28 protein-coding genes are annotated in these 24,793 nt (G+C 57.3%); 8 read left to right on the top strand and 20 right to left on the bottom strand.

All coding sequences use genetic code 11. From position 1 onward, the window contains the following. Nucleotides 1-1,485 (top strand): thermosome subunit alpha (gene thsA, locus QZN75_RS02970; RefSeq protein WP_292424520.1); only part of this gene is annotated, 1,485 nt, incomplete at its 5' end. A gap of 325 nt (nucleotides 1,486-1,810) precedes the next feature. Here thsA and QZN75_RS02965 read toward each other — a convergent pair. Further along, the gene (locus tag QZN75_RS02965; RefSeq protein ID WP_292424517.1) at nucleotides 1,811-2,311 is read right to left on the bottom strand and encodes a hypothetical protein; all 501 of its coding nucleotides are present in this window, start codon (nucleotides 2,309-2,311) and stop codon (nucleotides 1,811-1,813) included. A gap of 212 nt (nucleotides 2,312-2,523) precedes the next feature. Between QZN75_RS02965 and QZN75_RS02960 the strand changes: the two genes are divergently transcribed. Further along, nucleotides 2,524-2,925 (top strand): hypothetical protein, encoded by a 402-nt coding sequence (locus tag QZN75_RS02960; protein WP_292424514.1) that lies wholly within the window; start codon nucleotides 2,524-2,526, stop codon nucleotides 2,923-2,925. 99 nt (nucleotides 2,926-3,024) lie between these two features. On the opposite strand, the gene QZN75_RS02955 is transcribed toward QZN75_RS02960, so the two are convergent. The 4 genes from QZN75_RS02955 to QZN75_RS02940 are packed head-to-tail and all read right to left on the bottom strand — an operon-like array spanning nucleotide 3,025 to nucleotide 5,792. After that, the gene (locus QZN75_RS02955) at nucleotides 3,025-3,288 is read right to left on the bottom strand and encodes a 4Fe-4S binding protein (RefSeq protein ID WP_292424511.1); all 264 of its coding nucleotides are present in this window, start codon (nucleotides 3,286-3,288) and stop codon (nucleotides 3,025-3,027) included. Beyond that, a complete protein-coding gene (locus QZN75_RS02950) occupies nucleotides 3,285-3,812 on the bottom strand; it encodes a 2-oxoacid:acceptor oxidoreductase family protein (protein ID WP_292424508.1) in 528 nt (175 codons plus the stop codon). The genes QZN75_RS02955 and QZN75_RS02950 overlap by 4 nt, the downstream gene beginning before the upstream one ends. Next, entirely contained in the window at nucleotides 3,805-4,917 is a 1,113-nt protein-coding gene (locus QZN75_RS02945; protein WP_292424505.1) for a transketolase C-terminal domain-containing protein, read from the bottom strand. The genes QZN75_RS02950 and QZN75_RS02945 overlap by 8 nt, the downstream gene beginning before the upstream one ends. Beyond that, nucleotides 4,914-5,792, bottom strand: a complete 879-nt coding sequence (locus tag QZN75_RS02940; protein ID WP_292424526.1) for a thiamine pyrophosphate-dependent enzyme — start codon at nucleotides 5,790-5,792, stop codon at nucleotides 4,914-4,916. The genes QZN75_RS02945 and QZN75_RS02940 overlap by 4 nt, the downstream gene beginning before the upstream one ends. 793 nt (nucleotides 5,793-6,585) lie before the next feature. Here QZN75_RS02940 and QZN75_RS02935 point away from each other — a divergent pair. Both QZN75_RS02935 and QZN75_RS02930 read left to right on the top strand, forming a co-directional pair. Then, nucleotides 6,586-7,071, top strand: coding sequence for a cation:proton antiporter regulatory subunit (locus QZN75_RS02935; protein ID WP_292424502.1), 486 nt, complete (start codon nucleotides 6,586-6,588; stop codon nucleotides 7,069-7,071). Then, on the top strand, nucleotides 7,071-8,216 hold the full coding sequence (locus QZN75_RS02930; protein WP_292424500.1) for a cation:proton antiporter: 1,146 nt from the start codon (nucleotides 7,071-7,073) through the stop codon (nucleotides 8,214-8,216). Before QZN75_RS02935 ends, QZN75_RS02930 begins: the two co-directional genes overlap by 1 nt. A 5-nt stretch (nucleotides 8,217-8,221) precedes the next feature. Here the strand turns inward: QZN75_RS02930 and QZN75_RS02925 are convergent, their stop codons facing one another. After that, nucleotides 8,222-8,866, bottom strand: a complete 645-nt coding sequence (locus QZN75_RS02925) for a DUF2284 domain-containing protein (protein ID WP_292424497.1) — start codon at nucleotides 8,864-8,866, stop codon at nucleotides 8,222-8,224. An 88-nt stretch (nucleotides 8,867-8,954) separates the two neighbouring features. On the opposite strand from QZN75_RS02925, the gene QZN75_RS02920 reads away from it, so the two are divergent. Then, nucleotides 8,955-9,662: a DUF5714 domain-containing protein gene (locus QZN75_RS02920; protein WP_292424494.1), complete on the top strand. Its 708-nt coding sequence runs from the start codon at nucleotides 8,955-8,957 to the stop codon at nucleotides 9,660-9,662. Here the strand turns inward: QZN75_RS02920 and QZN75_RS02915 are convergent. From QZN75_RS02915 to QZN75_RS02895, 5 genes are all read right to left on the bottom strand, one after another. Continuing rightward, nucleotides 9,647-10,090, bottom strand: coding sequence for an FAD synthase (locus QZN75_RS02915; protein WP_292424491.1), 444 nt, complete (start codon nucleotides 10,088-10,090; stop codon nucleotides 9,647-9,649). The genes QZN75_RS02920 and QZN75_RS02915 overlap by 16 nt on opposite strands. Next, the gene (locus QZN75_RS02910) at nucleotides 10,087-10,458 is read right to left on the bottom strand and encodes a Mov34/MPN/PAD-1 family protein (RefSeq protein ID WP_292424488.1); all 372 of its coding nucleotides are present in this window, start codon (nucleotides 10,456-10,458) and stop codon (nucleotides 10,087-10,089) included. Before QZN75_RS02910 ends, QZN75_RS02915 begins: the two co-directional genes overlap by 4 nt. Before the next feature lie 163 nt (nucleotides 10,459-10,621). Continuing rightward, nucleotides 10,622-11,437, bottom strand: a complete 816-nt coding sequence (gene budA, locus QZN75_RS02905) for an acetolactate decarboxylase (protein ID WP_292424486.1) — start codon at nucleotides 11,435-11,437, stop codon at nucleotides 10,622-10,624. Nucleotides 11,438-11,462: 25 nt separating this feature from the next. Continuing rightward, complete coding sequence (locus tag QZN75_RS02900; RefSeq protein WP_292424483.1) at nucleotides 11,463-11,744, bottom strand: peptidylprolyl isomerase; 282 nt, start codon at nucleotides 11,742-11,744, stop codon at nucleotides 11,463-11,465. Between the two features lie 67 nt (nucleotides 11,745-11,811). After that, nucleotides 11,812-13,224, bottom strand: coding sequence for a dihydropteroate synthase-like protein (locus QZN75_RS02895; RefSeq protein ID WP_292424480.1), 1,413 nt, complete (start codon nucleotides 13,222-13,224; stop codon nucleotides 11,812-11,814). Between the two features lie 42 nt (nucleotides 13,225-13,266). Between QZN75_RS02895 and QZN75_RS02890 the strand changes: the two genes are divergently transcribed. Continuing rightward, on the top strand, nucleotides 13,267-13,944 hold the full coding sequence (locus QZN75_RS02890) for a PHP domain-containing protein (protein WP_292424478.1): 678 nt from the start codon (nucleotides 13,267-13,269) through the stop codon (nucleotides 13,942-13,944). Continuing rightward, nucleotides 13,899-14,735 carry a tRNA pseudouridine(38-40) synthase TruA gene (gene truA, locus QZN75_RS02885; RefSeq protein ID WP_292424476.1) on the top strand — a complete coding sequence of 279 codons (837 nt, stop codon included), beginning with the start codon at nucleotides 13,899-13,901 and terminating at the stop codon, nucleotides 14,733-14,735. Before QZN75_RS02890 ends, truA begins: the two co-directional genes overlap by 46 nt. A gap of 51 nt (nucleotides 14,736-14,786) precedes the next feature. Here the strand turns inward: truA and QZN75_RS02880 are convergent, their stop codons facing one another. The 7 genes from QZN75_RS02880 to hgcA form a co-directional block, all read right to left on the bottom strand. Next, nucleotides 14,787-16,010 carry an FprA family A-type flavoprotein gene (locus QZN75_RS02880; protein ID WP_292424473.1) on the bottom strand — a complete coding sequence of 408 codons (1,224 nt, stop codon included), beginning with the start codon at nucleotides 16,008-16,010 and terminating at the stop codon, nucleotides 14,787-14,789. Nucleotides 16,011-16,177: 167 nt separating this feature from the next. After that, a complete protein-coding gene (locus tag QZN75_RS02875; protein ID WP_292424471.1) occupies nucleotides 16,178-17,395 on the bottom strand; it encodes an NADP-dependent malic enzyme in 1,218 nt (405 codons plus the stop codon). A gap of 450 nt (nucleotides 17,396-17,845) precedes the next feature. Further along, a complete protein-coding gene (locus QZN75_RS02870; protein WP_292424469.1) occupies nucleotides 17,846-18,274 on the bottom strand; it encodes an arsenate reductase ArsC in 429 nt (142 codons plus the stop codon). Further along, nucleotides 18,271-19,344, bottom strand: a complete 1,074-nt coding sequence (gene arsB, locus QZN75_RS02865) for an ACR3 family arsenite efflux transporter (protein ID WP_292424468.1) — start codon at nucleotides 19,342-19,344, stop codon at nucleotides 18,271-18,273. The genes QZN75_RS02870 and arsB overlap by 4 nt, the downstream gene beginning before the upstream one ends. 22 nt (nucleotides 19,345-19,366) lie before the next feature. Then, a complete protein-coding gene (locus QZN75_RS02860; protein ID WP_292424466.1) occupies nucleotides 19,367-19,810 on the bottom strand; it encodes a C-GCAxxG-C-C family protein in 444 nt (147 codons plus the stop codon). Between the two features lie 11 nt (nucleotides 19,811-19,821). Next, nucleotides 19,822-20,160, bottom strand: a complete 339-nt coding sequence (gene hgcB, locus QZN75_RS02855) for a mercury methylation ferredoxin HgcB (protein WP_292424464.1) — start codon at nucleotides 20,158-20,160, stop codon at nucleotides 19,822-19,824. After that, nucleotides 20,160-21,212 (bottom strand): mercury methylation corrinoid protein HgcA, encoded by a 1,053-nt coding sequence (gene hgcA, locus QZN75_RS02850; protein WP_366652790.1) that lies wholly within the window; start codon nucleotides 21,210-21,212, stop codon nucleotides 20,160-20,162. The genes hgcB and hgcA overlap by 1 nt, the downstream gene beginning before the upstream one ends. A gap of 155 nt (nucleotides 21,213-21,367) precedes the next feature. On the opposite strand from hgcA, the gene QZN75_RS02845 reads away from it, so the two are divergent. Continuing rightward, nucleotides 21,368-21,754, top strand: a complete 387-nt coding sequence (locus QZN75_RS02845; protein WP_292424461.1) for a helix-turn-helix transcriptional regulator — start codon at nucleotides 21,368-21,370, stop codon at nucleotides 21,752-21,754. A gap of 26 nt (nucleotides 21,755-21,780) precedes the next feature. Here the strand turns inward: QZN75_RS02845 and QZN75_RS02840 are convergent, their stop codons facing one another. Further along, complete coding sequence (locus QZN75_RS02840; RefSeq protein ID WP_292424458.1) at nucleotides 21,781-23,070, bottom strand: GntP family permease; 1,290 nt, start codon at nucleotides 23,068-23,070, stop codon at nucleotides 21,781-21,783. A gap of 369 nt (nucleotides 23,071-23,439) precedes the next feature. After that, entirely contained in the window at nucleotides 23,440-24,780 is a 1,341-nt protein-coding gene (locus tag QZN75_RS02835) for a cobyrinate a,c-diamide synthase (protein WP_292424455.1), read from the bottom strand. Between the last annotated feature and the right edge of the window lie 13 nt (nucleotides 24,781-24,793).

The following is a 24,793-nucleotide window of genomic DNA, read 5'->3' as shown; positions in this document are numbered from 1 at the left end:
GGCGATGTCGTGATCACGAACGATGGTGTCACCATCTTAAAGGAAATGGACATCGAGCACCCGGCCGCAAAGATGATGGTCGAAGTCGCAAAGACCCAGGATGACGAGGTCGGCGATGGAACCACCACCGCAGTCGTCATCGGCGGGGAACTCTTAAAGAAGGCCGAGGCACTCCTGGAACAGGACGTCCACCCGACCATTATCGCTGCAGGATACCGGCAGGCCGCAGAGAAGGCCCAGGAACTCTTAAAGGACATCGCGTTCGACGTCAAGCCAACTGACAAGGCGATGCTCAAGAAGATCGCCGAGACCGCGATGACCGGTAAGAGCGCAGAGTCCTCAAAGGACAAGCTCTGCGACCTCGTCGTCAAGGCAGTAACCATGGTTGCCGATGCAGACGGTACCGTTGACACCGACAACATCAAGGTTGAGAAGAAGACCGGCGGCAGCATCGATGACTCAGAGATCGTTGAAGGTGTACTCATCGACAAGGAGCGTGTTCACCCGGCGATGCCAAAGAAGGTCACAAACGCCAAGCTGCTTCTCTTAAATGCAGCAGTCGAGTTCAAGAAGACCGAAGTCGATGCCGAGATCAACATCACCCACCCCGATCAGTTACAGGCATTCCTCGATGAAGAGGAGCGCATGGTCAAGGGCATTGTCGAAAAGATTGTCGCAAGCGGCGCAAATGTCCTCTTCTGCCAGAAGGGTATTGACGACATTGCACAACACTACCTTGCAAAGGCCGGCATCTTCGCCGTCCGCCGTGTCAAGAAGAGTGACATGGAGAAGCTTGCCCGGGCAACCGGTGGCAGCCTCGTCTCCTCTATTGACGCGATCGGCAAGGACGAGCTCGGCAAGGCCGGCCTCGTAGAAGAGCGCAAGGTCTCCGGAGAAGAGATGACCTTTGTCGAGCAGTGCAAGAACCCTAAGGCAGTCTCGATCATCGTCCGCGGCGGCACCGAGCACGTAGTCGACGAACTTGAGCGTGCAATCCACGATGCACTCCGCGTTGTTGCGGTCGTTGTTGAGGACAAGAAGGTCGTCGCCGGTGGCGGTGCACCTGAGACCGAGCTCTCGCTCCGGCTCCGCGAATATGCGGCAAGTGTCGGCGGCAGGGCCCAGCTCGCCATCGAAGCGTTCGCATCGGCACTCGAGATCATCCCGCGCACCCTTGCAGAGAATGCAGGACTCGACCCCATCGACATGCTTGTCGAGATCCGTGCAGCGCACGAGAAGGGCAAGAAGACCTACGGCCTTAATGTCTACGAAGGCAAGATAATTGATATGAAGGCAGCCGGTGTTGTCGAGCCGCTCCGTGTCAAGACTCAGGCAATCTCCTCTGCCGCGGAAGCCGCGATCATGATCCTCCGCATTGACGATGTGATCGCCTCTTCAAAGTCCCCAGAGCCGGCCGGCGGTGGCATGCCCCCGGGCGGCATGGGCGGCATGGGTGGAATGCCCCCCGGCATGGGCGACTACTAACGTCACCCCTCTTTAAAATCCCGGCATTTTTTTAATTTCCATGAGTTTTTTTTACATTTTTAAGAGTAATGTGCAATTCTCCGTAATGATCCGCGCATTTGACCATGGGTGTCTCCTCTGTCCGGTAATTCTGCTCTGCGGACCCCATCCCTTTCCTCAGGGGATCCATCCGTCCTGGTATCAGAATTTACGAGGTCCTGGTAACCTTCAGTAGCAGGTGAATATCTAAAAACCACCAATCCGGGGGCTTACTGTGCGCGACGGTCTCCAGAAGATCTTTGTGGGGTGGATACTTCACGAAAAAAGAGGAAACATGTGTCTTTGATTAGCCGGTGAGGGTGCGTCCTGCTTTAACGATAATAGTTCCCGTGATGGTCTTGTTATCTGCTAATGCGTAGGTGTATGTACCTGTCTTTTCGCTGAACGAGAACTGGAACTGTCCGGTTGGAATAATGTCACCGGAGTTGAACATGCCGGTATTATTCCCGGTCGTCATGATCCCATGATTGACGGTGTCATCATTTACCCAGGCAATGTTGGTGCCCGGGAGCACCACATCGGTCTGGGGGGTAAAGCCGGTGCTCGTGATATGGATCTTTGTGACGCCGCTCGCGGCAGTGACTGTTGGTGTGACATTTACAGGGGCCACAGTTGCCGCCGTGGTCACGTTTTCCGTCGGTGCTGGTGTCTGCTCAGTGGTAGTGACAGGCACGGCTATCGTGGTAACCTCGGTCGCCGGGACCGTTGTTGTCTGTGCAGGAGATGATGCTGTCTGTGTGCATCCGGTGACTGCCACCAGTGTAACCAGAAGAATAATCAATCCCATGAAGAGTTTCATATGGAGTACACATGAAATGTCCATAATTAAATAAATTTACCTTTTTTGTGACCGAATCTTGGGCAAAATCTAAAATCATCTACAATGTGGGGTGGAAGGATGGTAACCGCTGCATTACCCGGGGCTCATCCCGCATACCGATCAGCCGGGATTTTTTCCCTCTGCGACAGGTTAATGATACCCGGGATGCACCATCCTTCATGAACGACCGGTTTATCAGCACGAACTACCGCACCGACTGCTACCACTGCAGGCAGGTGGCAGACCAGCATATCCGGGCGATGCCCAACCGGGCCGATGTCACCTGCGACGCCTGCGGGGCGACCCGGGTTTTTGTGCCCCGTATTGAGGACGTGGACGATACCGGGAAGTTTGCCGGACCCGGCCCGTGGCCGGTCTGGTCTCTTGCCGTGGAGGCCTCGTGCCGGAACTGCGGGGTTACCGGGCTCCATGATCTGACCGTCAGCTGCCGTAGTATCACAGTGCGGTGCCGGAACTGCCGGTTTACGCATCTCTACCGGTTCGATCTGGAATATATGGCGGATGATCCCATTGAGGGTAAGCCGGCCGGCGTAGTCTCCGGCCATGCAACCTGCCCGTAAGATAGACAGGGAAGGAACAAAATTTTGCTCCGGCGTTATCCCTATCGCTGAAGGAAAACCGGTCATATATGATAAAAAAAATGAACACGGTCTGCAGGTTTATTTCTCTTCCCGCACCATCGCAATGGCTTTTTTCGGGCATTCGTTCGCGCAGATCCCGCAGCCCTTGCAGAACCTGAGGTCGACCATGAGGTCTTCATCGATCGCCCCGTCCGGGCAATACATCGCACAGAGCCCGCATTCGTTGCACTTTTCCTTGTCGACCACGGGCTTAAACACCCGCCACGAGCCGGTCTGGCCGGCTGCGCCTTCGGTCGGCCTGCTCACTGCAAGCCGGTCGCGTTTTTTAACGCTGCTGCTCATGCGCTCATCTCCACATATGTGGCTTCGGCAGCCTTGACATTGCGCTCATCGGTAAACATCTCACGGATCGCCGTCTTTGCTGAATCAACCGAGACGATCCCCATCTTTGCGAGCGCCCCGAGCACCGGGGTGTTGAGGATCGGGCTCCCCGCGACCACGAGTTTTTCTTTTAAGGCGATCCCGGTCAGGTCGACATTGAAGGTGGTATAGCCGGCAAACTCCGGCCGGTGGGCGCTGTTGATGAGCACCCGGCCGCCCTTTTTGAGCCCGTGCAGGACATCGACCGTTTCCATCACGCTTGCGTCAAGCACTACGACCAGGTCCGGGTCACGGATCTGGCTGTAGACTTTGATCGGGTGGTCGTCGATCCTCACAAACGAGACGACCGGCGCCCCGCGGCGCTCCGCACCGTAGAACGGGCATGCAGTCGCGTATTTCCCGTCATGGAGTGCTGCCATCGCAAGGAGCCGGGCCGCAGTCACGCCACCCTGCCCGCCCCGGGAATGGATCCGGATCTCAAACATTGCCGGTCACCCCAAACCAGAACTCCCCACCCATGCGACGTGTCCGGACAAACTCCGCCATGTCATCATAGGTAACTTCCTGGCCGCCAAGGCCGGCGATCACGCTGTAGACCTCGCAGTGGTTCTTTGCCTTAATCTCGCCGGCGACAATACCGCCATACCCGAACGAGTAGTCCCGGTCGATTACGACAACCTCTTTTCCAGCGAGGTCGAGTTTTGGAAACGGCCGGAACCAGCGCAGGCGCATCGAGCCGGCCTTTATGCCCTCTTTTCGCAGGATGTCGATGGCGACCTCGGCTTCTTTCCCAAACGTTCCCATGGCGATGAGGATCACGTCCGCATCTTCGCACCGGTAATTCTCGGTCGGTCCGTAGCTCCGCCCGAACCGGCGTGCAAAGTCCTTCTCGGTTGCCGCGATCACCCTTCCGGCGTCGCGCATCGAGCGTTCGATATCCCACCGGAACAGGAAGTGCTGATCCGGCATGGTAAGACCGCCATACCCGGTTGGGTTTTTCGTATCGATGGCATGGGGCAGGTGGATCGGCGGGATAAAGTCCCCGGGTTCGACGGTGTCCAGCGGTTGCATGATATGGGAGAGGGAGAACCCGTCGAGATTAACCATCACCGGCAGCAGCACGTCATTGTGCTCCGCAATGCGGAATGCCATGAGGGTTGTGTCGTAGGCTTCCTGCACGGTTGAGACATATACCTGCAGCCAGCCGGTGTCGCGCTCCTGCATCGCATCGGTGTGCTCTGCCCAGATATTCCAGCCGGGACCAAGCGACCGGTTCACGTTTACCATCACAATCGGCAGGCGTGCACCTGCGGCCCAGTTGGTCATCTCGTGCATGTAGAGCAGGCCGTGTGCGCTTGTCGCGGTAAACGTCCGCACTCCTGTGATGCTTGCCCCGATGCAGGCCGCCATTGCGGAGTGCTCGCTCTCGACCGGGATGTAACGGCTCTTCATCTGGCCGCTTGTGACATAATCCGCGATGGTCTCGACGATCTCGGTCTGCGGGGTTATCGGGTATGCCGCGACTACTCTGGGCCATGCCTGTTTGACCGCTTCAGCGACCGCCTTGTTTCCTGTTGCGATCTTCTTCATGGCTGCGCCTCCTCTGCGGTAAGTTTCTTGAGGTTTGCGGCAAGGTGCTGTTTGAGGATCTCAAGCGACTTTGCATCGATGCCCTTGAACCTTCCCTGCGGGGCGAGATAATCTTCAAGCGGCAGCGGTTTTTTCATCGCTGCTTTCGAGGGTGCGCTGATCGTGAGTTTCCCGTGCTCGCGCTCGTAGAGCACCCACATGCCGGATTTGACCGCGAGTTTTCCCATCTCGATCGTCTTCTCGGTCGGGTACCGCCAGCCAGGTGGGCAGGGGGCAAGGATGTGGATGAAGGTCGGCCCCCGGAACGTGAGCGCCTTTGTGACTTTTTTATAGATGTCCTGCGGGTACGCGCTGCACGCGGTTGCCATGTATTCGAGATGGTGGGCGGCCACGATCGCGTCGATGTCTTTCTTCTCCACGGTCTTGCCGGTCGGGGTGGTCGTAGTCTTTGCGCCAAGCGGCGTCGCGCCCGAGCGCTGCATACCGGTGTTCCCGTACGCCTCATTGTCGTAGCAGATGTACAGGAAATCCGTGCCCCGTTCAAAAGCGCCCGACATCGACTGGATACCGATATCGAGCGTCCCGCCGTCCCCGGCGTACACGATCACGTGGGTCTTTTTACCCATCTCCAGAAACGCTTCGGACATGCCCGATGCACACGCGGCAGCGGAGGCAAACGCGACGTTATAGACCGGCACGTTCATCGCGGTGTTTGGGTAGGCCCCCTGGATGACGCTCGTACAGCACGCAGGCACGACAAGCACGCTGTCATGCCCGGCAGCTTTTAGCACATAGCGAAGCGTCAGGGACGAACTGCACCCTGCGCAGGCGGACGTGCATTTTTCTATGTATTCTTCCTTCGGGATTTCTGCGATGATCACCAACTCCTGACAAAACATGTTGTCAGAATGAACGGATGTGCGCGAAAAACGTTCGCGGATCTATCACTATTTATCATCATGGATAGACAAAAAATGATCTGTTTTGCCGGTCGCTGTTTGTACCGGGAGACCCCCGTGTGATCACTTTCACCCCGCCCGGTCTGGGGTTTAAACACCGGTTCTTTCAACAGTTGGTACAGGGAGGACAAAAACCCCTAAAAAAAAAGTTCTCATGCCCGGTACCAGTCCGGCACTAAAGAACGATCCTCCCGGCCTCTCATACCAGAAAATCCTTGAATGATATCTGTGTCCGATGCATGAACGGGATCCTCTCACCCTCTCCATGCGTCCAACACGCTTTTCGTTTTTATGACAGTTCCCTATACTCCCTGAGAGAGATGTGCACGTCGCCAGTGTCGTTGGGGTTTTGTCGAGGTGTGGTGAGTGGGCCGGTCCATGAGACCTTCCCATATTTCCGATCATTATCGGACCCCGGGGGATGCTGTCCCGGCCGGTTTTGCGACGGGAGATTTGGAATTTTCGGGGTCCGGGTGATCCACCGTTTCATAAGAAGGAGAAGATGGGATACCTGGAGAGAACTGGCACTCACTCCGGGTCCGGAAGAGGGGTGACCGGCCCCGGTTTCCCTACTTACTGTATGACCAGACAAGTGGGCTTCATCAGCATCACAGGTCTATGCAATCCTTAACGGGAGGAACATCCCAGAGGGTAATAGTGTGCCAGCGGAGGAGTAATATATTTTAGGATCATTCCTCTAATGTCTCCTATGGCTCTTCGATCCCTCAACCTTCCCGGTGTCGGCACAAAATACGAATTCGAGACTGACAAGGGCGATACGGTCGCGATATTTTTCACAAAGACCGGTACCATCCAGATGTATACCCTCCAGAAGGGTTGCCACACGCCAAGCGCAGCCGAGATGACACCGGTGGAGGCTCGGAGGCTCGGGAATATTCTTACAGGCGCTATCATCGAGGCCGACCAGGAGAGCGTGGAGATCGCGTTCTCTGCGCTTGCCGATCTCCGGGTCACCATCCATACGTACATCGTCCCCAGGGCCGTTGCAGGAAAGACGATTGAAGACCTCCGGATCCGGGCAAAGACCGGGACGACCGTTATCGCCGTTTCCCGAAATGACAAAAATATCATCAATCCCCCGCCCTCGTTTGTGTTTGAAACCGGCGATGCCGTGCTGGTTATCGGGGAAACCGACCAGCTCAGATTATTCGAACGGGAAATCTTGGTGGATTGATGGAAGGCATCATAATCGCGCTTTTTGTCTGCCTCGTGCTTGCACTGGCTAGCAAGTACCTGTCCCTCCCGGCGATCCCGTTCTACATTATTGCCGGCGTTGTCCTGGGAAAAGCCGGCCTCGGGCTTGTCGTATCCGACCAGATCAGCAGTTTCTTCTCAGAAATGGGGCTGATCTTTTTACTCTTTTTCGTGGGCCTCGGCCTCAGGATCGATAAGATCTCGGAGAACCGGTCGGCGGTGCTCACAAGCGGGATTATCGATCTCAACGTCAATATGCTCATCGGTTTTGTCGCTGCCTACATGCTTGGCTTTTCGTTTATCGAGGCGTTGATTGTCGCTGCCGCATTCTACATCTCCAGCACTGCGATGGCCGTCACCTCGTTAATCGAGAACCGCAAACTCATGATGCGGGAATCGGAGACCATTATCTGGCTGATGGTCTTTGAGGATATTGCAATGATCATCGTCCTTGCCCTCCTTTCGGCCGGCGACCAGAACCTGCTCTTCTTTGCCGCAAAGATCATCTTTGTGCTGGCCATCCTCTACGTGCTCGCCCATTATGGTAAGGAATTCCTGGTCTCGATCCTCGACCGTGAAGACGAGCTGCCCGTCCTGTTCACGTTTGTCGCCGTGCTCGCGACTGCGGGATTTGCCATGTTTTTAGGGGTTCCCGAAACCATGATGGTCATCGCCCTTGGCGCCGTGTTTGCGACCACCGATCCGGATGCGTTCGAGCAGCATGCCCGCCCGTTTAAGGACGTATTTCTCGTGATCTTCTTTGTCTTTTTCGGGATCACCATCAACCTGTCCGGCAGCGTGAGCCTCTTTGTGATCTCGGTCATCTGCGTCCTTGCCATCGTCAGTAAACTTATTTCCGGTGTGCTGACCGGCATTTACCTCTATGGATCTGCCTCGTCGGGTCTTGAGATCTGGGCAAACACCATAGGGAGGGGTGAGTTCTCCATCGCGCTTGCCGTGCTGTACGGCTCTCCTCCGGTTGCTGCCACCATTGCCGTGATGGTGATTGTGACCTCCTTTGTGGGATCGTTTGCAGCGAAGTACTCCGGCACACTCCTGCACGGGTTTTCAGGGAGAAGCCGCCACCACGGGCCGCCACCACACCGCATGCGTGCGGGCCATTGATCATTTCACGCGACGAGTACGAGCCCGACAGAATGCACATCGCAGTGCACGATCTTCCCATACTCCATATCTTTGCACGGGATTGTGTGCAGGGTCCAGCCGGCATTCTTTGCCGTGGCAAACACATCCATCCCTGCAGCCTCCATACTGGGCCTGACCAGGTCCATATGCCGGCACTTCCGGCGCAGGCTCTCATCCACCACGCCATCAGCTTCTTCCGCAACGCAGTGCTGGTGCTCGCACCAGATACAGGGATAGCCTCCGAACCCGAACGCCTTGTAGAACCCGTCGTAGAATGCGGTTTTTTCAAGGAAATGGACCGTCCCGTTCACCCAGATGATCAGGTCGCGGAAATAGGGGTGGAAATCATCGGGGATATCGTCGGCCTCAAACGCACCATGGCCCGGCACCCCATCAAAGCGGATCAGCAGCGCTGTTGTGTATTCTCCAATCATCCTCCGGGTCTCTTCCGGTGAGGGAGCATACGGCGGGCAGCCAAAATGCTTGCCGTACCCCTTGCAGCCGTAGCGGCACTTGAACCTCACCCACTGTGCCACAACAATGTCTTCTGACGCGATCTGCTGTGCATGTGCGCCCCGTTCACGAGCAAGCCTGATCAGTTTTTCCACTTCCCCACTGCAATCCTGCATGCGAGCCACCTCATGCAGAGGATACCCGCCCGGATCAATAAAGTTTTTCCCTCAAAGGGCCCCTCTCTTTTGACAACACGGAGTTTCCATGACTGACTACCGCACCGGGTGCATGGTCTGCGGTAAACCGCTCCACTACCTCGAGTCACCGGAGCAGCACGAGTGTGCGTACTGCCACAAGGTCCAGATGGCCAATGCTGTCTGCGTGGACGGGCACTTTGTCTGCGATCGCTGCCACCAGCTCGGGGCCGATGATGCAATAGAGCAGTACTGCACAAAGACAACCGAGACCGATCCGATCAGGATGGCGATCACCCTGATGCAGAACCCGGTCGTGAACATGCACGGCCCCGAGCACCACTTCCTCGTGCCTGCCGTGCTTCTTGCGGCATACTGCAACATCACCGGGCAGCCGGACCGGAAAGCAAAACTGATCGCGACGGCACGGGAACGTGCCGGGATGATAAAGGGAGGCGCCTGTGGTTTTATGGGCGACTGCGGCGCGGCAGTGGGCACCGGGATCTTCATCTCGCTCGTGACCGGCGCGACACCGCTCTCGCACCGCGAATGGCAGCAGGCAAACCTCGTGGTCGCGAAAAGTCTCATGACGATTGCCATGCACGGCGGCCCGCGCTGCTGCAAGCGCAACACGTTCCTTGCGATACAGGGGGCGGTTGCCTTCGCAGCAGAAAACCTTGACGTAAAAATCCCGATCGACCCGAAGGTCACCTGCCAGTTTTACGGCATGAACACAGAGTGCAGGACAACAGACTGCCCGTTCTACCCGGTCCGCTGATCGCCGCCCCGGGCTTCGATGATCCGCTGGACGATCAGGCGCGAGCTCGCAAGGTCGCCATCCGCATATTTCCCGATCCGGACAACCTCTGCCCGAAGCCCTCTCTCCGCAAGCTGGCCCCGGAGTTTAACCTCATCGAAGTACTGGTTGAACCCGATCGTGATAACATCGGGGCGGATCTCCTCTATGGGGCGGAACATGTCAGTCGGGTCGCCGAGGATCGCGTGGTCCACCGGTTTGAGCGCGGCGATCATCGCCCGACGCTGCTCCTCCGGGACGATCGGGCGGGGCTTGTGCTTCACGTTTGCGTCCCGGGCGACGATCACCCAGAGTTCATCGCCGCGTTTCTTTGACTCGGAAAGGTAGTAGAGGTGCCCCGGGTGGAGGATGTCAAAAGTCCCGGTGGCAACGACGCGCCGTGCGGTCATCCAATCACCTCAAGTTCGCAGGGCTCGCCGTCCGCAGTAAAACACAGCCAGTCGTTCTCGCGGTACGGGGCACCGATGATGAGGTGGTATCTTCCCGCCCGGGGAAAGAAGTTCACATCCGCATTGGAAGGCCGGAGCACACCGTTCGGGTGGGAGTGTGCGCTTCCTGCGAGATGGGTATCAAGCGGCATCATGTCAAAGAAGATCGAAGCTGATGAACTGCCGGTGATCGTGCCGGGGAGGAGATTGAGTTCGCTTATCACCCCTCCATCTTCTTTGAGGAGTGCGGCGAACTCGTTCGGGTGGCTGTTTTTGCCCAGTTCGAGCAGCAGCATGAGAAGTTCCTTCTTGATCCCGCGGATGGTCATGGTGGTTCACAATAAAAAGCGTTCCAGCGCTTGTATCGATCCATTCGTGCTGGTATGCAAAAAAGGCTCGCAAAACACCGGGATAAAGAGCGGTTCCGTCCCGGTAGACCCAGGGAGATCTCCCGGATCTTTTCTTGTGGGAACTGCAGGGTAGGAGCTGCCGTTACTGTTCGACCGCGGCAAGCGCAGCGCTCATGTCGGCAGTCAGGTTTGTCCCGACAAATGCACCGGTGGTCGGGAGCGCCATGGTAAAGTACGGTGTCACGTCGTACTGGACTATGCTGTTGGCGGGTACCGTCATGTCGAGGATATGCCCGCCCCGCAGGTGGTCGTCGGCAAGAAAGTGGAGATGATAGCCCTGCGCATTGAGGTCTTTTAAGAAAGCCGGCGTGTAGAACCCTACAACCGTGCCGGTGACGTTCGTGAACGTGTAGACCTGCTGCTCCTTTGCCGCAACGGTGAGGTTGGGATACGGCGGTTCCTGCGCCGGGATCGCCCGCACCGTTACCGACGGGAAGGTGTCGTGGATCTTTACCGCGTAGATCATGTTCTGCGAGGGAAGTTGTGCTGCCATCGCGGTCGTGAATCCTGAATAGTTCATCGCACGATCCATGGTGGTCTGCCGGATATCGGTGTCGAAGTATGTGACCGTGGCAAACGGCGTGGTCTGGTTATCCATTGCCGGGGAAACCGTGCCGTCGGCTTTTGCCTGCCAGACCCGGCCGTCGAGCACGATCATCTCACCGTCAAGCCGGTCGAAGGTTCCGATCCCGAAGTCGCCGTGCTTTTTAAGATCCCCAACCGTCACATTACCATCGTACACTCCCTGCATCAACACGTCGATAGTCGAGATCTGGTACAGGGTGTCGCGCCCGGGGGAGTCTGCCGGGGCCTGTTTTTCAAAACCGGTATAGACTGCCGCCCCGGCAAAGACGATTGCAACAGCGACGCCGATGCCAAGGAAAAATCTGTAATCCATTATGTAATCATCCGCGTGGTCCGGGTTATTTCTTCCCGGTCACCTTGATGACATGGTACCCGAACTGGGATTTTACCGGTCCGATGACTGCGCCCTGTTCAGCGGCAAATGCGGCCGCTTCAAACTCCGGGACCATCTGTCCCTTGCCGAACCAGCCGAGATCCCCGCCGTTCTTTTTTGACGGGCAGGAGGAGAAGCGCTTTGCAACCGCGGCAAAGTCCTCCCCATCCTTGATCCGCTTTAGCATCCTGTTTGCATCGTCCTCGGTCTTGACGAGGATATGGGATGCACGCACCTGTGTGGTCATGTATAGTGATGGGGGGGTTTTTGGATAAAAGGGTTAATGGGGACATGCAGTGCCCGACGTGGATTATCTAAAACTCCCCGTCCTGCTCGAAGCTCCTGCCGTACCGTATCGCCAGTTCCGCCTTGTAGAGTTCCCGGCCAAGATATCCCGCATGATCGAGCAGGGAAACGTGGCCTTCCGACAGAAGCGTAGAGAGCACGTCCTGCCACCGGGTCCCCTTCACCGCCTTCCCATTGATCACCGCGACGATCTGGTTGCCTTCGATCCCGATCCGGAAATTTCCCTTGGGGTCATAGGTGATCTCGTTCGGCATCGTTTTTGCCACAGTTGCCGATTCATACTCAAGCGCCGGCTCGCGCCGGCTCCGTTTCTCCTTGAGCACCAGCAGATCAATACCGAGATCCTTGGGGTAGGGCCGGTCCCGGGCAAGCACCATCATCTCCGTCGCCTTTCGCATCTCCCGGATCGAGCCCCGGGTCTTGTCAGAATGCTCGCTTGAGAAGATCACGGACGCCCCGACTTCTTTAGCCATCCCGGCGAGCAGGGCGTTTGCCCCGACCGAGTCCGCATCGAGAAGTTCAACCACGTTTCCCGCGCCAAAGAAGAGCGGGCAGCCATAATCATTGAACTGCCGAAGCGAGGTGACAAGCCCCGAGCCGACCGGTTGGAGAAGGGGATCGGCGATGATACAGCTGATACCGGCGCGCCGTGCCCGGGCAATATTTTTCGAAAGAGTGCTCCCGCCCGGCACAATGACCGCTGCCACTCCCGCCCGGGCCACGTCCTTTCCCACTTTCGGGATATTTGTCTCCTGGAGCGAGAGCACGAGGTCGGCCCGGAAAAGTGCCGCCCTGATCAGGTCAGGGTCCTGCGTGTCCACCGCAAGCGGGCCATCGATCCCCTCAAGTCCGGAGAACACCCGTTTCACATCAGCAGGGGTCGCATCGAAGCCAAACCCGAGGTCGACGATATCCGCCCCTTGTGCAAAATACTGTTCCACACGGCCCGCGATATCCTCCACCCGGTCGGCGTCCATGATCTCGGCGAGCACTTTCATCCGGGCGTTCCCACCGATCTTTACTCCCCGGATCACAAACTCCGGTTCCGCGTCCTTTTCCGCAGCCACAACAAGGGCCATCGCATCCTTTGCTTTTCCTGCCGCAAGGAAATCATCGGCAGGAACCGTGCGCGAGAGCGGGACTTTCCCGACCAGCGGGAGGATCCCTGCAAGGTCTGCCGCGTGCCGGGGCCCCCGGTACACGGGCACCCCGGTCTCGCGCTCCACCTGCTCAAAGGAGACGGTACACATCCCCGAGACAACGACGGCATCGTAAGCGCTCTTTTGGATCAGCTCGCGGAGTGCATGAGGTGTAAGAAACGAGGCGATCTTTCCTGTCACCACCACATCGGCGTCGAAGCCGGCTGCTGCCCGGCGCACTGTTTCTGCGGTTGCCGCGCCGGTGGGGAGGAGGATGCGCATAAGTCTCCTTAATACAGAGAGAGATAAAAATACTATGATCAGATGCTGACCTGCGACATGCACGTGCATACGAATTTTTCCAAAGATGGCGAGAGCAGTGTGGAGGAGATACTCAGGCAGGCAGAGGCGGTCGGGCTCGATGCGATCGCGATCACCGACCACGACTGCGTCGATGGCGCAAAGCTGGCGCTCACGATCCGTACCCCGGTGCTTGTGATCCCCGGGATCGAGGTCTCGACCCTGCAGGGGCACCTGCTGGTGCTGGGCGTGACCGAGGTTATTCCTGCAGGGCTTGACGTGCGCGAGACGGTCAGGATCGCCCGGCGCATAGGCGCGCTCGTGATCCTTCCCCACCCCTACCATATGTGGCGCCACGGCGTTGCCCGCAAAATCAAGGCCGCAATGAATATCGTCGACGCGGTCGAGGCCTTCAACAGCCGGTACATTGTCGGTTCGGCCAACCGGAAGGCAGGCCGGATCGCACAAAGGTTGGATAAGCCCTGTGTCGGGGGAAGCGATGCGCACAACGTACGCTTCGTGGGCTTCGGGAGAACGTTTGTCGAAGCAGAGCCGGATATGCAGTCCATCTTTAAAGCCATCCGGGAGGGGCGGGTTTCCTGCGGCGGGAGAAAGACGCCCCTGCGTACCTACACCCGCCAGTCGCTGAACAACACATGGAGAAGGATAAAGAGGCTGACCCGGCGGTTCCGCGTCCGGTAAGGCTTGCATTCCGGGTCTCGTACCTCGGCACCCGGTTCTATGGCTCGCAGCAGCAGGAGTCCAGCCGCACGGTCGAAGGGGAGTTTATCGCCGCGTGCCGGCGTCTCGATCTTTTTTCTGACTGGCGTACAGCTGGTTTCTGCTCTGCCGGGAGGACCGATCGCGGGGTGCATGCCTGCGGGCAGGTCGTCGCATTTTCCACGTCATATCCTGACCGCGCCCGGCAGGCGCTCAACCTCCAGCTGCCGCTCGATATCTGGTGCACGGCCTCCGCTGAAGTCGGGGACAATTTTCACCCCCGGTACGACGCAAGATCGCGCACGTACAGGTACTATTATTCCGAACCGCCGGAAGATCCGCAGGCAATGGAAGCGGCGGCCACAAATTTCCTTGGCGAGCACAATTTCTCGAATCTTGCCCGGGTGGGCGATAAGAACCCGTGGCGGAAGGTTCTCGAAGCCCGTATCGGGACCGAAGGCCGGTTCACGTATCTTGAAGTGAAAGCCGAAAGTTTCCTCTGGCACCAGGTGCGGTGCATGGCGGCCGCGCTTTTTGCCGTTGGCGCCGGCGAGCAGGACGCGGACGGGATCCTGTTACTGCTCAACGAGACGACGAGCCGGCCGATCCAGCCAGCGCCGGCTGAAGGGCTCGTGCTCTGGGACACGGACTGCGGGATCACGTGGGTGCCGATCGAAAAAAGCGATCGCAGCGGCACGTACTGCGCCGAGCTCCGGCGCCACTACGCGCTCATGGAGCAGGTATGCCGGGTGCTCAGGCCGGAACAGCTGTAAACCGATGAGGATTTTTTCATCAACCGGCAGCAAAAATTTCAGTATCGGGGATTATTTTCCCGACAGTGTCTTTGCAAATCTCCTGCCCATCTCATAACACTGGTCAAGCTCGCTCTCATCCGGCACATAATAACATTCCATCTGCTCTTTAACATCAAATCCCGCTTCCGTGAGTTCGTCGGCGATTATTTTTACCGCGCCACCTTTTCCTCCCATGGAACCGAAGGTGACTGCTCCCCGTTTTATACCGGTGTGATCGAACCGCAACCCTTTGAGGTAATAGATGATGTCGCCGATACTGGGGAACGGCGCATCATGGATGGTCGGGATACCCATGCAGATACCCTTGCTCGTGAGGATGTCTTTGACAATCTCGCTCCTCTCGTCCTCGTGAAGGTAATACATCTTCACATCCATGCCACCGGCGATCAGGCCTTCGGCGATCGCGTGTGCCATCATCTGCGTGGAGTGGTGCATGGTATCGTAGATGATGGTCACTTTGTTCTCGCACACCCCGGTCGCCCAGCCGGTATAGGCCGAAAGGATCCGTGTCGGGTCCGTCCAGATCTGGCCGTGCCCCGGTGCAATTATTTTGATCTTCTCCGCAAGTCCCAGCCGGCGGAACTCATCGAGCTTCTTTACCAGTAACTTTGAGGGGTACACGAGCAGGTTACCGTAGAACTTTGCCGCAGCATCCACCAGGAAGGCTTCAGGGACATCCCGATCGTACCGTCTGGCATAACAGAGATGCTGGCTGAAGGCATCATTGGAGAAGAGGATGCCTTCGGGGGCCAGGAAGGTCTCCATGCTGTCCGGCCAGTGGAGAAATGGGGTTTCCACGTTCTCAAGTGTCCGGCCCCCGAGATCAATTGTCATGCCGGTCTTTGAGATAATAAATCCGGCCCCGGCAAGTGATGGGTAATGTTTGAGCAGTCCCTTCTTCCCGATCTCGGTGCAGTAGATGGGGGCATTCGGGAACTTTTTATGGATCTCGAGAAGTGCCCCTGAATGATCGCGTTCGATATGGTTCTGGACGATCACATCGATGGCGACGTCCCGTTTCTCGCAGGAAAATGCATGTGCGATCCTCCCCCACATCTGGGAGGATGTGCCGGGATACGTATTGTCGATCAGGGCGATCTTGTCCTTCCCGAAAACAAGATAGGCATTATAGGTGGTTCCCTTCAGGGTGTACCCGTGGTATGTACGCAGATCCCAGTCAAGCGTACCTACCCAGTATACGCCATCGCTGATCTTACATGATTCTGCTTTCATGCGGAACCATTACGCCCGGACATATAAGAACAATCTTGTGGTAACATGATTCCTGAAGCACGCGTAAAAGAGGCTGCCGCATCTTTTCGCGGGAAAGGAACTAAAAAAGGGCGGGGGGCCTGTCCTGCGGTTACCATGTTGGAGGGGTTACTAAAGGGAGGGTGTTTTTAAAATACCCGGGCACAACCGCTTGCGACTGCTGCTTCGCTCACGGCCCCTGCCACGGCTTTTACTACGTCCCGGTTGAGCACCCGGGGCAGGATGCGATCCCGTCGGGGACGCTTCACGTAACCGGCAAGAGCGTGGGCGGCTGCAATTTTCATCTCATCCGAGATCCGGGTCGCACATACGTCGAGGGCACCGCGGAAGATGCCCGGGAAGGCGAGCGCATAGTTGATCTGGTTGGGGTACTCGCTTCGTGCCGTGCCGACCACGGCCGCCCCGGCCAAGAGGGCGTCTTTTGGCAGGATCTCGGGCACGGGGCTTGCCAGCGCAAAGATGATCGGGTCATTTGCCATCGTGCGGATCATCGCCGGCGTTACGATCCCGGGCACCGAGACGCCGATACAGACATCCGCGCCTTCCATCGCATCGGCAAGCGTGCCGGTCCGCCCGCCTTTATTGGTCTCGTCCCCGATGATGAACTTGTACTTGTTCGCATACAGTCCCTCCCGGTCCCGGTGGACGATCCCCTGCGTGTCGCAGACGATGATATCGTTCACGCTCGGGAAAAGCCCGGGGTCGTAGCCGATGTGCCGGAGCATGCGGGTGATGGCAAATCCTGCCGCCCCGGCCCCGCAGATGACGATGTTTAAGTCCTCAAACCTCTTTTTTGTCACCTGGCAGGCGTTAAGCAGTGCGGCGAGTACGACTACGGCGGTACCGTGCTGGTCGTCATGCATCACCGGGATCCCGATGCCCTGCAGCGCCTCTTCGAGTTCGAAGCACTTGGGCGCCGCGATATCTTCGAGTGCGATCCCGCCAAAGACCGGGGCGATGTTTTTGATGTCTTCGGCGAGGCCAGCGTGGGATTTTTCAAAACAGATGGGAAAGGCATCGATGCCGGCAAGTTTCTTAAAGAGGAGTGCCTTTCCCTCCATCACGGGGATCGCGGCATATCCCCCGATGTTCCCGAGCGAGAGGACGCGGGAGCCGTCAGAGACGATCGCGATCGTGTTTGCCTTGAGCGTGTACTTCCAGGCCAGTTCCCGGTCTTTTGCGATCTCCCGTGAAACCGCCCCGACACCGGGTGTATAGGCAAGCGAGAGATCGTGCCGGTTTTTCAGGCTGACTTTTGAATGGACCTCGATCTTCCCCCGGTATTTTTCATGGAACGCGAGCGAGTCCGCGTAGATATTCTTCTGCTTTTTTTTTGGTCCGGTCATAAAAAGCCACGCCCCGAATAGTTCAATGGTGGGAGCGGGGCATGATGAATCTTTTGCGAAAAAAAGGGGCGTGACGTGCGTATGATTCGACAGGACAGGGGTCGCGGGACTTGGAGGGGCGTCGATCCAAAAAAGCGATCGCCACGGTATGTGCTGGTGCCGGGCTGGGTAGCATCACGCATTCATGAAAGGGGTCGGTCCTGTGCCCCGGAGCCCCCCTTACGCAAGCCCTGCCCCCGGCTGCTGGGGGCGGGGGCGTTTGCGATAGCCCTCTTTTAGAATAATGTTCCCGATGTGTTGGTGGATATGCACCCGAACAAATTCCCGATAAGGGTAAATGCATAGCTCAAAACCCGACGAGGCGTTTTGCGCGTTGGGCCTCGTTTCCGGATATTTTTGAGAGCACCATCAGAAACGAGAGGTCAGGTTTTTTTAAATAGCAAATGGTCTTTATCCCGGCAACCCGTGGGCAAACGTGGCATCGATCCACGCACAGATGGCGTCCCGGACACTCCGGTACCCGCCAAGGATCTCCTCACCGGTGCCCGGGGTGAGGTGGGGATCGGGAAACCTGTGATGGATCGTTTTTTTCGCTGACGGCACGACCGGGCAGACCGCGTGGGCGTTATCGCAGAGCGTGACCGCGAGATCGAGTGTAACACCGTTGAAGGTATCGAGCGACTTTGGTTGGTGGCCGGAGATGTCGATCCCGATCTCTTTCATCGCGATAATTGCCCGGCTGCTCACCCGGCCGGCGGGGCGGAAGCCGGCCGAGAAGACCTCGTACCGGTCGCCGTACTTTGCCCGGAGGTAGCCCTCCGCCATCTGGGAGCGGGCCGCGTTTGCGGTGCAGACAAAAAGGATGCGGGGTCTGTTCATGTTCTACATTCTGATGATGGACTGCCGCCTTTATACCATTTCTCTTTGAGATAGAGCGTCACGTTCACGAGGCCGATCATCACCGGCACTTCCACGAGAGGTCCGATAACGGTGGCGAACGCAACAGCAGATCCGATGCCGAAGACACCGATGGCGACCGCGATGGCAAGCTCGAAATTGTTTGACGCTGCGGTGAATGCGAGGCTTGCAGTCCGCGGATAATTGATTCCCAGTTTAAATGCCAGGTAAAAACCGAGAGAGAACATAATCAGGAAGTAACAGACCAGCGGGATCGCGACTCTGACGACATCGAGCGGGACGGTAACGATGTATCCGCCCTTGAGCGAGAACATCACGATAATGGTAAAGAGCAGCGCAATGAGAGTGACCGGTGAAATCTTCCTGATGAATTTTTGTTCGTACCATTCCTTTGATTTTATCTTGATGAGGGTGAACCGGGTAACAACTCCCGCGATAAACGGGATGCCAAGATACGTAAAGACAGTGACGGCAATTTCGACCATGGATACATCCACCACTGTCCCTTCGGCAATGCCGATGATTTTCGGGAGCACGGTGATGAGGAGGTATGCATAGACCGAATAGAAGAGGACCTGGAAGATGGAATTCAACCCCACCATCGTCGCACTGAACTCGCGATCGCCTTTGGCAAGGTCTATCCAGACAATGACCATTGCGATGCAGGGGGCAATCCCGACGAGGATCAGGCCATACATGTACAGCGGCTGGTCGTGGAGGAAGAGGACGGCAAGGGCAAACATCAGGAAAGGTCCCACGAGCCAGGTCAGGAACAGAGAAAGCCCGAGTGCCTTCTTATCCCGGAACACGTTGCTGAGTTCCTCATAACGTACTTTTGCCAACGGCGGGTACATCATGAGGATAAGCCCGATGGCAATCGGGATTGACGTGGTCCCTACTGAAAGGCCGGTGATCAGCGTCGGTACTGTAGGTGAAAAGTACCCGATTGCTATCCCGACCGCCATCGCAAGGAAGATCCAGAGCGTAAGGTACCGGTCAAGGAATGAAAGTCGTTTTACTTGCGTATCCATTAGCGTTCACCTATTTGTACATTCAAAGGATTTTTTCAAGGATTTCCGTGGCGTCCCGCACAAGTTCCGGGCATTTCGTGACAAACAGTTTATTATCGCGTGCCTGTGCAAATTCTTCGGGGTTGCTAATGTTAAGTCCGAGCAGATCCGTACAGTTGACCGAGCCGTTCTTTGCTATAAACTCGTGAATGAACTGCCGGACGAGGGCCCGTGTCTTCTCGGTTGCGGCTTCGTCATCCGCTTCGGTCTTTCCGTATTTCAACCCGATAACCATGATTGCCCCGGACACCGCACCGCACATATTGCCGGTCTTCGATATCCCTGCACCGAATCCGCATGCGATCTTTTTTGCCGTATCGGGATTTAGGCCAAGATCTTCGGAAAAGGCAGAAAACACTGCTGCAGAGCAGGTGAACCTGCTCATGTAACTTGCCACTGCATCATCAGATTTTGTGGTTGCCTTCATTGCTGATTCCTCTATTCTGCCCCGTAAGAACATGGGTCTTCTTTTGTCTGGCCGCAACAGGAACTCTCCGGCCCCCCGCAGCTGCATTCGCCACTGTCCATGTCCTTTCCCCTGAGTGCCGCGCTGATCATGGCCCATGCGCATCCGACGCCGCTCTGTACCTCAATTGCCTGCACCGGGCAGTTTTTCGCACAGGCCCCGCACTCCATGCAGGCCCGGGGATTAACGAGTGCTGCCCGGTTTTTCCCTTCAGTAAAAACTCCGTGAGGGCAGACCTGCGTGCAGCGCCGGCAGTTGATGCATTTCTCCGGGAAATACTTGAGCGTGTTTTCTGCGTAAGCGTTAAACATCAGGTCACCCCCATGAGCCGGAGGACGCCAAGCGCGATCCCGAGGATTGTCCCGGCGCCTGCCATGAGCACCATTGTCGGCACGTACCGGAAGATCTCTTTTTTCACGCCCGTCCGGGAGGTGAACGTGGTCGAGCCGGTGAAGTTGAGGGCGAGGTATGCGACAACGGCCGGGATGATGAGGAACGGGACGAGCACCGCGATGACCTGTGCGATGCCGGAGAGGCCGGGTGCCCGGGCAAACGCTGCTGCAAACGGGATCGTGACAATGGCCCCGAGGATGAAGCCCTTCATGGAGAAATCATGCGTCGGGAGATACGGGAGCAGCGCCGGGAAGAGCACGGTCCCTGCGAGCACGGCGGCAATTGCTGCGAGCCCCGCAACCGGGCCGGCAAGGAAGTACAACACGACTGCTACTGCAATCATGGGCAGGAGTGCGTGCACAAGTTCCATGGGGCAGAGGAGGAGCCGGTCAGCAAGCGGGAACCGGACGGTCCGCATCTCCTGCGTTGCCGTGCGGGTGGGAAGGTATGCCGGGAGATCCCGGGCCCGGACCGGGCCGTACTCGACCGAGAAACCGGACCAATGGGCGACGTCATGTGCCGAAACCCCGGATGCCGAAAGCTGGGGGAGGATGATCCTGCGGTGCGAGACAATTTCGGAAAGCCCGGTCACCGCAATACGCCGGATCAGTTCACCGGTGCCAAACGTCCCTTTCCCGGCAGCGCACCAGACATTGATCCCCTTGGTATCCAGCACCAGGATCCATGCATCAGTGCCGGCAAGCGCTGAACGGAGTGCGTCAAAGCTGAGTGTGTAGTTAGCGGACGCAAAGACGGGTGAATCTGTGGTTGGGCTGCCGAGCCGGTACAGACCCGGCGTAACGATACGGCCCATCCGGTTGACGCCCCACCGGGCAAGGAAATGATCCCGCCTGTCGGCAGATGTGATTATGGATGTGGTGGTACGGATTCCCGGTGCCGGGCCGGTTTTTCCGGTGCAGAAACATGCGGATGCGGGCTCTTTTTGAACACTCCCGCAGCAGGATTGCATGGTGTTTTCTATGGATGGTTCACTCCTCAACGGAGTTCCTTTGTGATTAGGGCCGGATGGTATGTTCGTCATAGTACTTCACGGCATTTCAAATTTTGTTGAAATATTGTCTGCAAGTGAAGCGTATATACGTTGGCATTTCATATTATTTTGAAATGAAATTATCAAAAAGTTCCTGTTGCGGCCCGCGAAAACCCAGACCCAAAAAGAGAGCGGCCATGAATCCCGATGTGGGCCTTGAGGCCATTGAACATCTGGGAGGAGTTGAATTTCTCTCCCGGCATATTCCGGAAGAAAAGGATCTCATTGAGCAGAGCAGGAGATACCATGCACTCTCCGACCCGCTGCGGCTCACTATCCTCTCTCTGCTCCGCGACCAGCCGCTCTGTGTCTGCGTTATTAACCGGTTCATGCACCTTGCCGGCTCAAAACTTTCCTATCACCTGAATATTTTGAAAGAGAGCGGCCTGATTGAAGGCGAGTATCACGGCAACTGGATCATCTACTCGCTGACCGAACAGGGCAGATTATTTGTAGAATAATCCGAGAGATCAACCTTTTATATCATTTACCGGAAGACCAGGTACTCCAGGGCCAGGGCAACAATAAAGATCCCGATACCCGCGAGTGCGATGGGCAGCGTGTAATTCTTCACCACGGTTTTAATATCGTCCCCGGTTGTCCGCTGGACAAGCCAGAAGAAGGGATCGGTCACGTAGGACACGATACACGACCCGGCACTGATAAGGAGGATGAGGGGGATCGGGTGGATTGCACCGGCCACGGTCGATCCTGCGAGGACTTCGGCCGTAATCACCGCCGTCACCACCCGTGAGCCCTGCGCAGTCTCGATCAAGGCGGCAAGGATGAACGGCACGAGGATGATGGGGATGAGCAGGGTCATCCGGCCCATGGCATCCTGCGCAAACCCGCTGCTGACGATCACATAACCAAGCGCTCCCGCCCCGCAGATGTCAAAGATAATTATGCCTGCGTGTTTTGCGCCCTGTGACAATCCCTGAGTTCGCATTGACGGAGACGCAAGGGCGATGGCCGTGACTGCACCGACCAGCATGATTACGTTAATCATACTCATCTGCGACAGGTGCAGGAGCAGAAGAGCGACCGGAATGGCGATCAGGATCGCGATAAAGGGAGCCCATGCCCGCCAGTGGATTCCCTGACGCATGACCGGAGTCTCGGTCCCGGGGATTTGATGGGGCGTTGCTGGTGATTCAGTTCTTTTTGGGGTGACCACATCTGGATGGACGAACCGGAAATAAAGGAGGATTCCACCCAGTACCAGAAGTGAGAGCGGGATAGATATGGCATCAAACAGAACCGGGCTCATTCCCCTGGAGAACGCTTCGTAGAGCGGGATGACAACCGGTGTCGGGAATATGAGCGCATACGAAATGATTCCACCGACCGCAGCAAGGTACAGAAGCACGTTGCGCTTCGTTTTGTCTTTCTCAAGGCTATCGAGGATCGGGTTCAGCATGATATAGGCTGTGATGCAGCAGGTAATAGGTACGGATAAAAGATAGCCGGATACCCCGGCGATCACCGGCGGGTTTTTCACGTACCTACGGATATCGGCCACGATCTCTTCGATCTGGTGCTGCTCTTGCAGGAGCTTTGCAATGACTGCCCCGCAGAGAATGATGATGCCGAATGCAGAAAATACCTTGCCGACACCTGCGATGATCCCAAGCATGGTCGCATCGAATGTCATGCCCGCCAGAAACCCGAACAGGACCGCCCCGCCGATCAGGGTGAAGAACGGGGAGATCCTGTACCGGAGGCTGACGATAGTGATGAGGGCGAGTGTGATCACAAACGCGAGGAGGGGATCCATGAATAATGTAATTTCGGGTGGAGGGAAAAAGACTTGGGGCTATACTCCCCTTTTGATCCGGGGGTCTGACAATCCCGGTATCAGTTGCTTTTTTTTGCCATGGCCCGGTGGTATTCAGCGAGCACGGCAACAGCATACTCATTTGCTAAGGCCGGTGGGATGTAATTATCCTGCTGTATCCGGCGCATGAATTCTGCTGCTATCTCTAAATCGGAGATGAGCTCCCGGGCCTCGATGGCTGCAACGGCCTTGTCAAAACCGGTGGGGGCCCAACTGTTTTTCCCGCGACCGTGAGCTGACGGGTCCAGGAGAGTGCATCGGCCGCACAGGGTGAGAGCGTGGTTTTGTCCCAGTGTGCACCTTTTTTGGCTACCGTTTCTTAAATGCCGCAGCGGCCGCTACAAATTTCCGGCAGAACGCGTCGGTGAAATACGCGTGGGTGTATGTCCCGATGGTGTTGTATTCCGTAAGCCCGTCATTGCCGCTCCTGATGCCTGCTCCCTGCCCGAGCCGGATTGCAAAGCGTGCGTCCGGGCCGCACTCGACCCGGGAGTAATGGAACTCGTGCCCCCTGAATGCCACTGTTCCCGTCCAGAGGTCGGGTCGGCTCCCGAATGCACCGTGCACATATCCCAGCGCCTGGAGTTTTTTCGTCATGACGGCCCGGGCCGGGAGCACGCCTGCCATCTCATATTCGCGGTCCGCTTCGAGCGAGCCGCAGAGGTACATGAGCCCCCCGCATTCACCGTAGATAGGGATGCCCGCTGCTGCCCGGTCACGGATGAACTGCCGGCACCGCGAGCGTTCGAGTGCTTCAGCATGAAGTTCGGGATACCCACCCCCGATATAGATCGCATCCACATCCGGCTCCGTGTCTGCAATCGGTGAAAAGGGGCGGAGTTCCGCGCCGGCCCGGGCGAGCCGGTCAAGGTTGTCCTGGTAGTAAAAGCAGAACGCATCATCGCGTGCGACCCCGATGACCGGTCGGTGCCGGGCCGCAGGAGTTTTTTGTGCGACAGGCACCGGAATATTGAGCGGCGGGGCAGCCCGGGCGATGTCGAGGATCCGGTCAAGGTCGCACGATTCGGCAATCACCCGGCCGTAAGTCTTCATCGCCGGCGACTCGTGCGCCATTACGAGGCCGAGGTGCCGGCTTTTTACCTCGCTCTCCAGCTGCTTTGGCACCCAGCCGAGCGCCGGGACAAACTCCTCCTGTGCGATCATCTGCCGGTGCCGATCGCTCCCGATTTTATTGTAGATAATGCCGGCGATCTTCACCCGGGGATCGAAGTCCCGGAATCCCTTCACCACCGCGTGGACGCTGCGCGAGACCGCGTGCACATCTACGACAAGGATGACCGGCGCCTTGAGGATCCTCGCCACGTGTGCGGCACTCGCGGTATCAGACCCTTCCCTTCCGTCAAAGAGGCCCATCGCCCCTTCGATGACCGCGATTTCAGCGCCTGCCGAAGCAGCGGCAAACGTCCGGCGTATCCCGGTCTCCCCCATCATGCAGAAATCAAGGTTCCGTGACGGCCGGCCGCAGATGAGCGTGTGGTGTGAGGGATCGATAAAGTCCGGGCCGGTCTTGAACGGCTGGACCGTGCAGCCACGGGTGACCAGTGCCGCCATCAGGCCGCTTGCGATCGTCGTCTTGCCGCAGCCGCTGTGCGTACCGGCGATCACGACCCGGGGGATCTCTGCCTGCATGATCATCTCGTTT

Origin of the sequence: Methanoregula sp. (genome assembly GCF_003170075.1) — an archaeon.
Lineage (GTDB): Archaea > Halobacteriota > Methanomicrobia > Methanomicrobiales > Methanospirillaceae > Methanoregula.
Note: the sequence above shows the minus strand (reverse complement) of the source record. Positions and strands in the feature narration are given on the sequence as shown.

Excerpts from the sequence above, each read along its gene's own strand:
- QZN75_RS02870 (WP_292424469.1), bottom strand. The coding sequence starts at position 18,274 with ATGAACAGACCCCGCATCCTTTTTGTCTGCACCGCAAACGCGGCCCGC.
- QZN75_RS02930 (WP_292424500.1), top strand. The coding sequence starts at position 7,071 with ATGGAAGGCATCATAATCGCGCTTTTTGTCTGCCTCGTGCTTGCACTG.
- QZN75_RS02965 (WP_292424517.1), bottom strand. The coding sequence starts at position 2,311 with ATGGGATTGATTATTCTTCTGGTTACACTGGTGGCAGTCACCGGATGC.
- QZN75_RS02910 (WP_292424488.1), bottom strand. The coding sequence starts at position 10,458 with ATGACCATCCGCGGGATCAAGAAGGAACTTCTCATGCTGCTGCTCGAA.
- QZN75_RS02840 (WP_292424458.1), bottom strand. The coding sequence starts at position 23,070 with ATGGATCCCCTCCTCGCGTTTGTGATCACACTCGCCCTCATCACTATC.
- QZN75_RS02860 (WP_292424466.1), bottom strand. The coding sequence starts at position 19,810 with ATGAAGGCAACCACAAAATCTGATGATGCAGTGGCAAGTTACATGAGC.
- QZN75_RS02845 (WP_292424461.1), top strand. The coding sequence starts at position 21,368 with ATGAAATTATCAAAAAGTTCCTGTTGCGGCCCGCGAAAACCCAGACCC.
- truA (WP_292424476.1), top strand. The coding sequence starts at position 13,899 with ATGGAGAAGGATAAAGAGGCTGACCCGGCGGTTCCGCGTCCGGTAAGG.
- QZN75_RS02880 (WP_292424473.1), bottom strand. The coding sequence starts at position 16,010 with ATGAAAGCAGAATCATGTAAGATCAGCGATGGCGTATACTGGGTAGGT.
- QZN75_RS02875 (WP_292424471.1), bottom strand. The coding sequence starts at position 17,395 with ATGACCGGACCAAAAAAAAAGCAGAAGAATATCTACGCGGACTCGCTC.
- QZN75_RS02900 (WP_292424483.1), bottom strand. The coding sequence starts at position 11,744 with ATGACCACACAGGTGCGTGCATCCCATATCCTCGTCAAGACCGAGGAC.
- QZN75_RS02955 (WP_292424511.1), bottom strand. The coding sequence starts at position 3,288 with ATGAGCAGCAGCGTTAAAAAACGCGACCGGCTTGCAGTGAGCAGGCCG.
- QZN75_RS02945 (WP_292424505.1), bottom strand. The coding sequence starts at position 4,917 with ATGAAGAAGATCGCAACAGGAAACAAGGCGGTCGCTGAAGCGGTCAAA.
- QZN75_RS02920 (WP_292424494.1), top strand. The coding sequence starts at position 8,955 with ATGACTGACTACCGCACCGGGTGCATGGTCTGCGGTAAACCGCTCCAC.
- hgcA (WP_366652790.1), bottom strand. The coding sequence starts at position 21,212 with ATGCAATCCTGCTGCGGGAGTGTTCAAAAAGAGCCCGCATCCGCATGT.
- QZN75_RS02895 (WP_292424480.1), bottom strand. The coding sequence starts at position 13,224 with ATGCGCATCCTCCTCCCCACCGGCGCGGCAACCGCAGAAACAGTGCGC.
- QZN75_RS02915 (WP_292424491.1), bottom strand. The coding sequence starts at position 10,090 with ATGACCGCACGGCGCGTCGTTGCCACCGGGACTTTTGACATCCTCCAC.
- QZN75_RS02950 (WP_292424508.1), bottom strand. The coding sequence starts at position 3,812 with ATGTTTGAGATCCGGATCCATTCCCGGGGCGGGCAGGGTGGCGTGACT.
- QZN75_RS02935 (WP_292424502.1), top strand. The coding sequence starts at position 6,586 with ATGGCTCTTCGATCCCTCAACCTTCCCGGTGTCGGCACAAAATACGAA.
- QZN75_RS02890 (WP_292424478.1), top strand. The coding sequence starts at position 13,267 with ATGCTGACCTGCGACATGCACGTGCATACGAATTTTTCCAAAGATGGC.
- hgcB (WP_292424464.1), bottom strand. The coding sequence starts at position 20,160 with ATGTTTAACGCTTACGCAGAAAACACGCTCAAGTATTTCCCGGAGAAA.
- arsB (WP_292424468.1), bottom strand. The coding sequence starts at position 19,344 with ATGGATACGCAAGTAAAACGACTTTCATTCCTTGACCGGTACCTTACG.
- budA (WP_292424486.1), bottom strand. The coding sequence starts at position 11,437 with ATGGATTACAGATTTTTCCTTGGCATCGGCGTCGCTGTTGCAATCGTC.
- QZN75_RS02925 (WP_292424497.1), bottom strand. The coding sequence starts at position 8,866 with ATGCAGGATTGCAGTGGGGAAGTGGAAAAACTGATCAGGCTTGCTCGT.
- QZN75_RS02835 (WP_292424455.1), bottom strand. The coding sequence starts at position 24,780 with ATGCAGGCAGAGATCCCCCGGGTCGTGATCGCCGGTACGCACAGCGGC.
- QZN75_RS02960 (WP_292424514.1), top strand. The coding sequence starts at position 2,524 with ATGAACGACCGGTTTATCAGCACGAACTACCGCACCGACTGCTACCAC.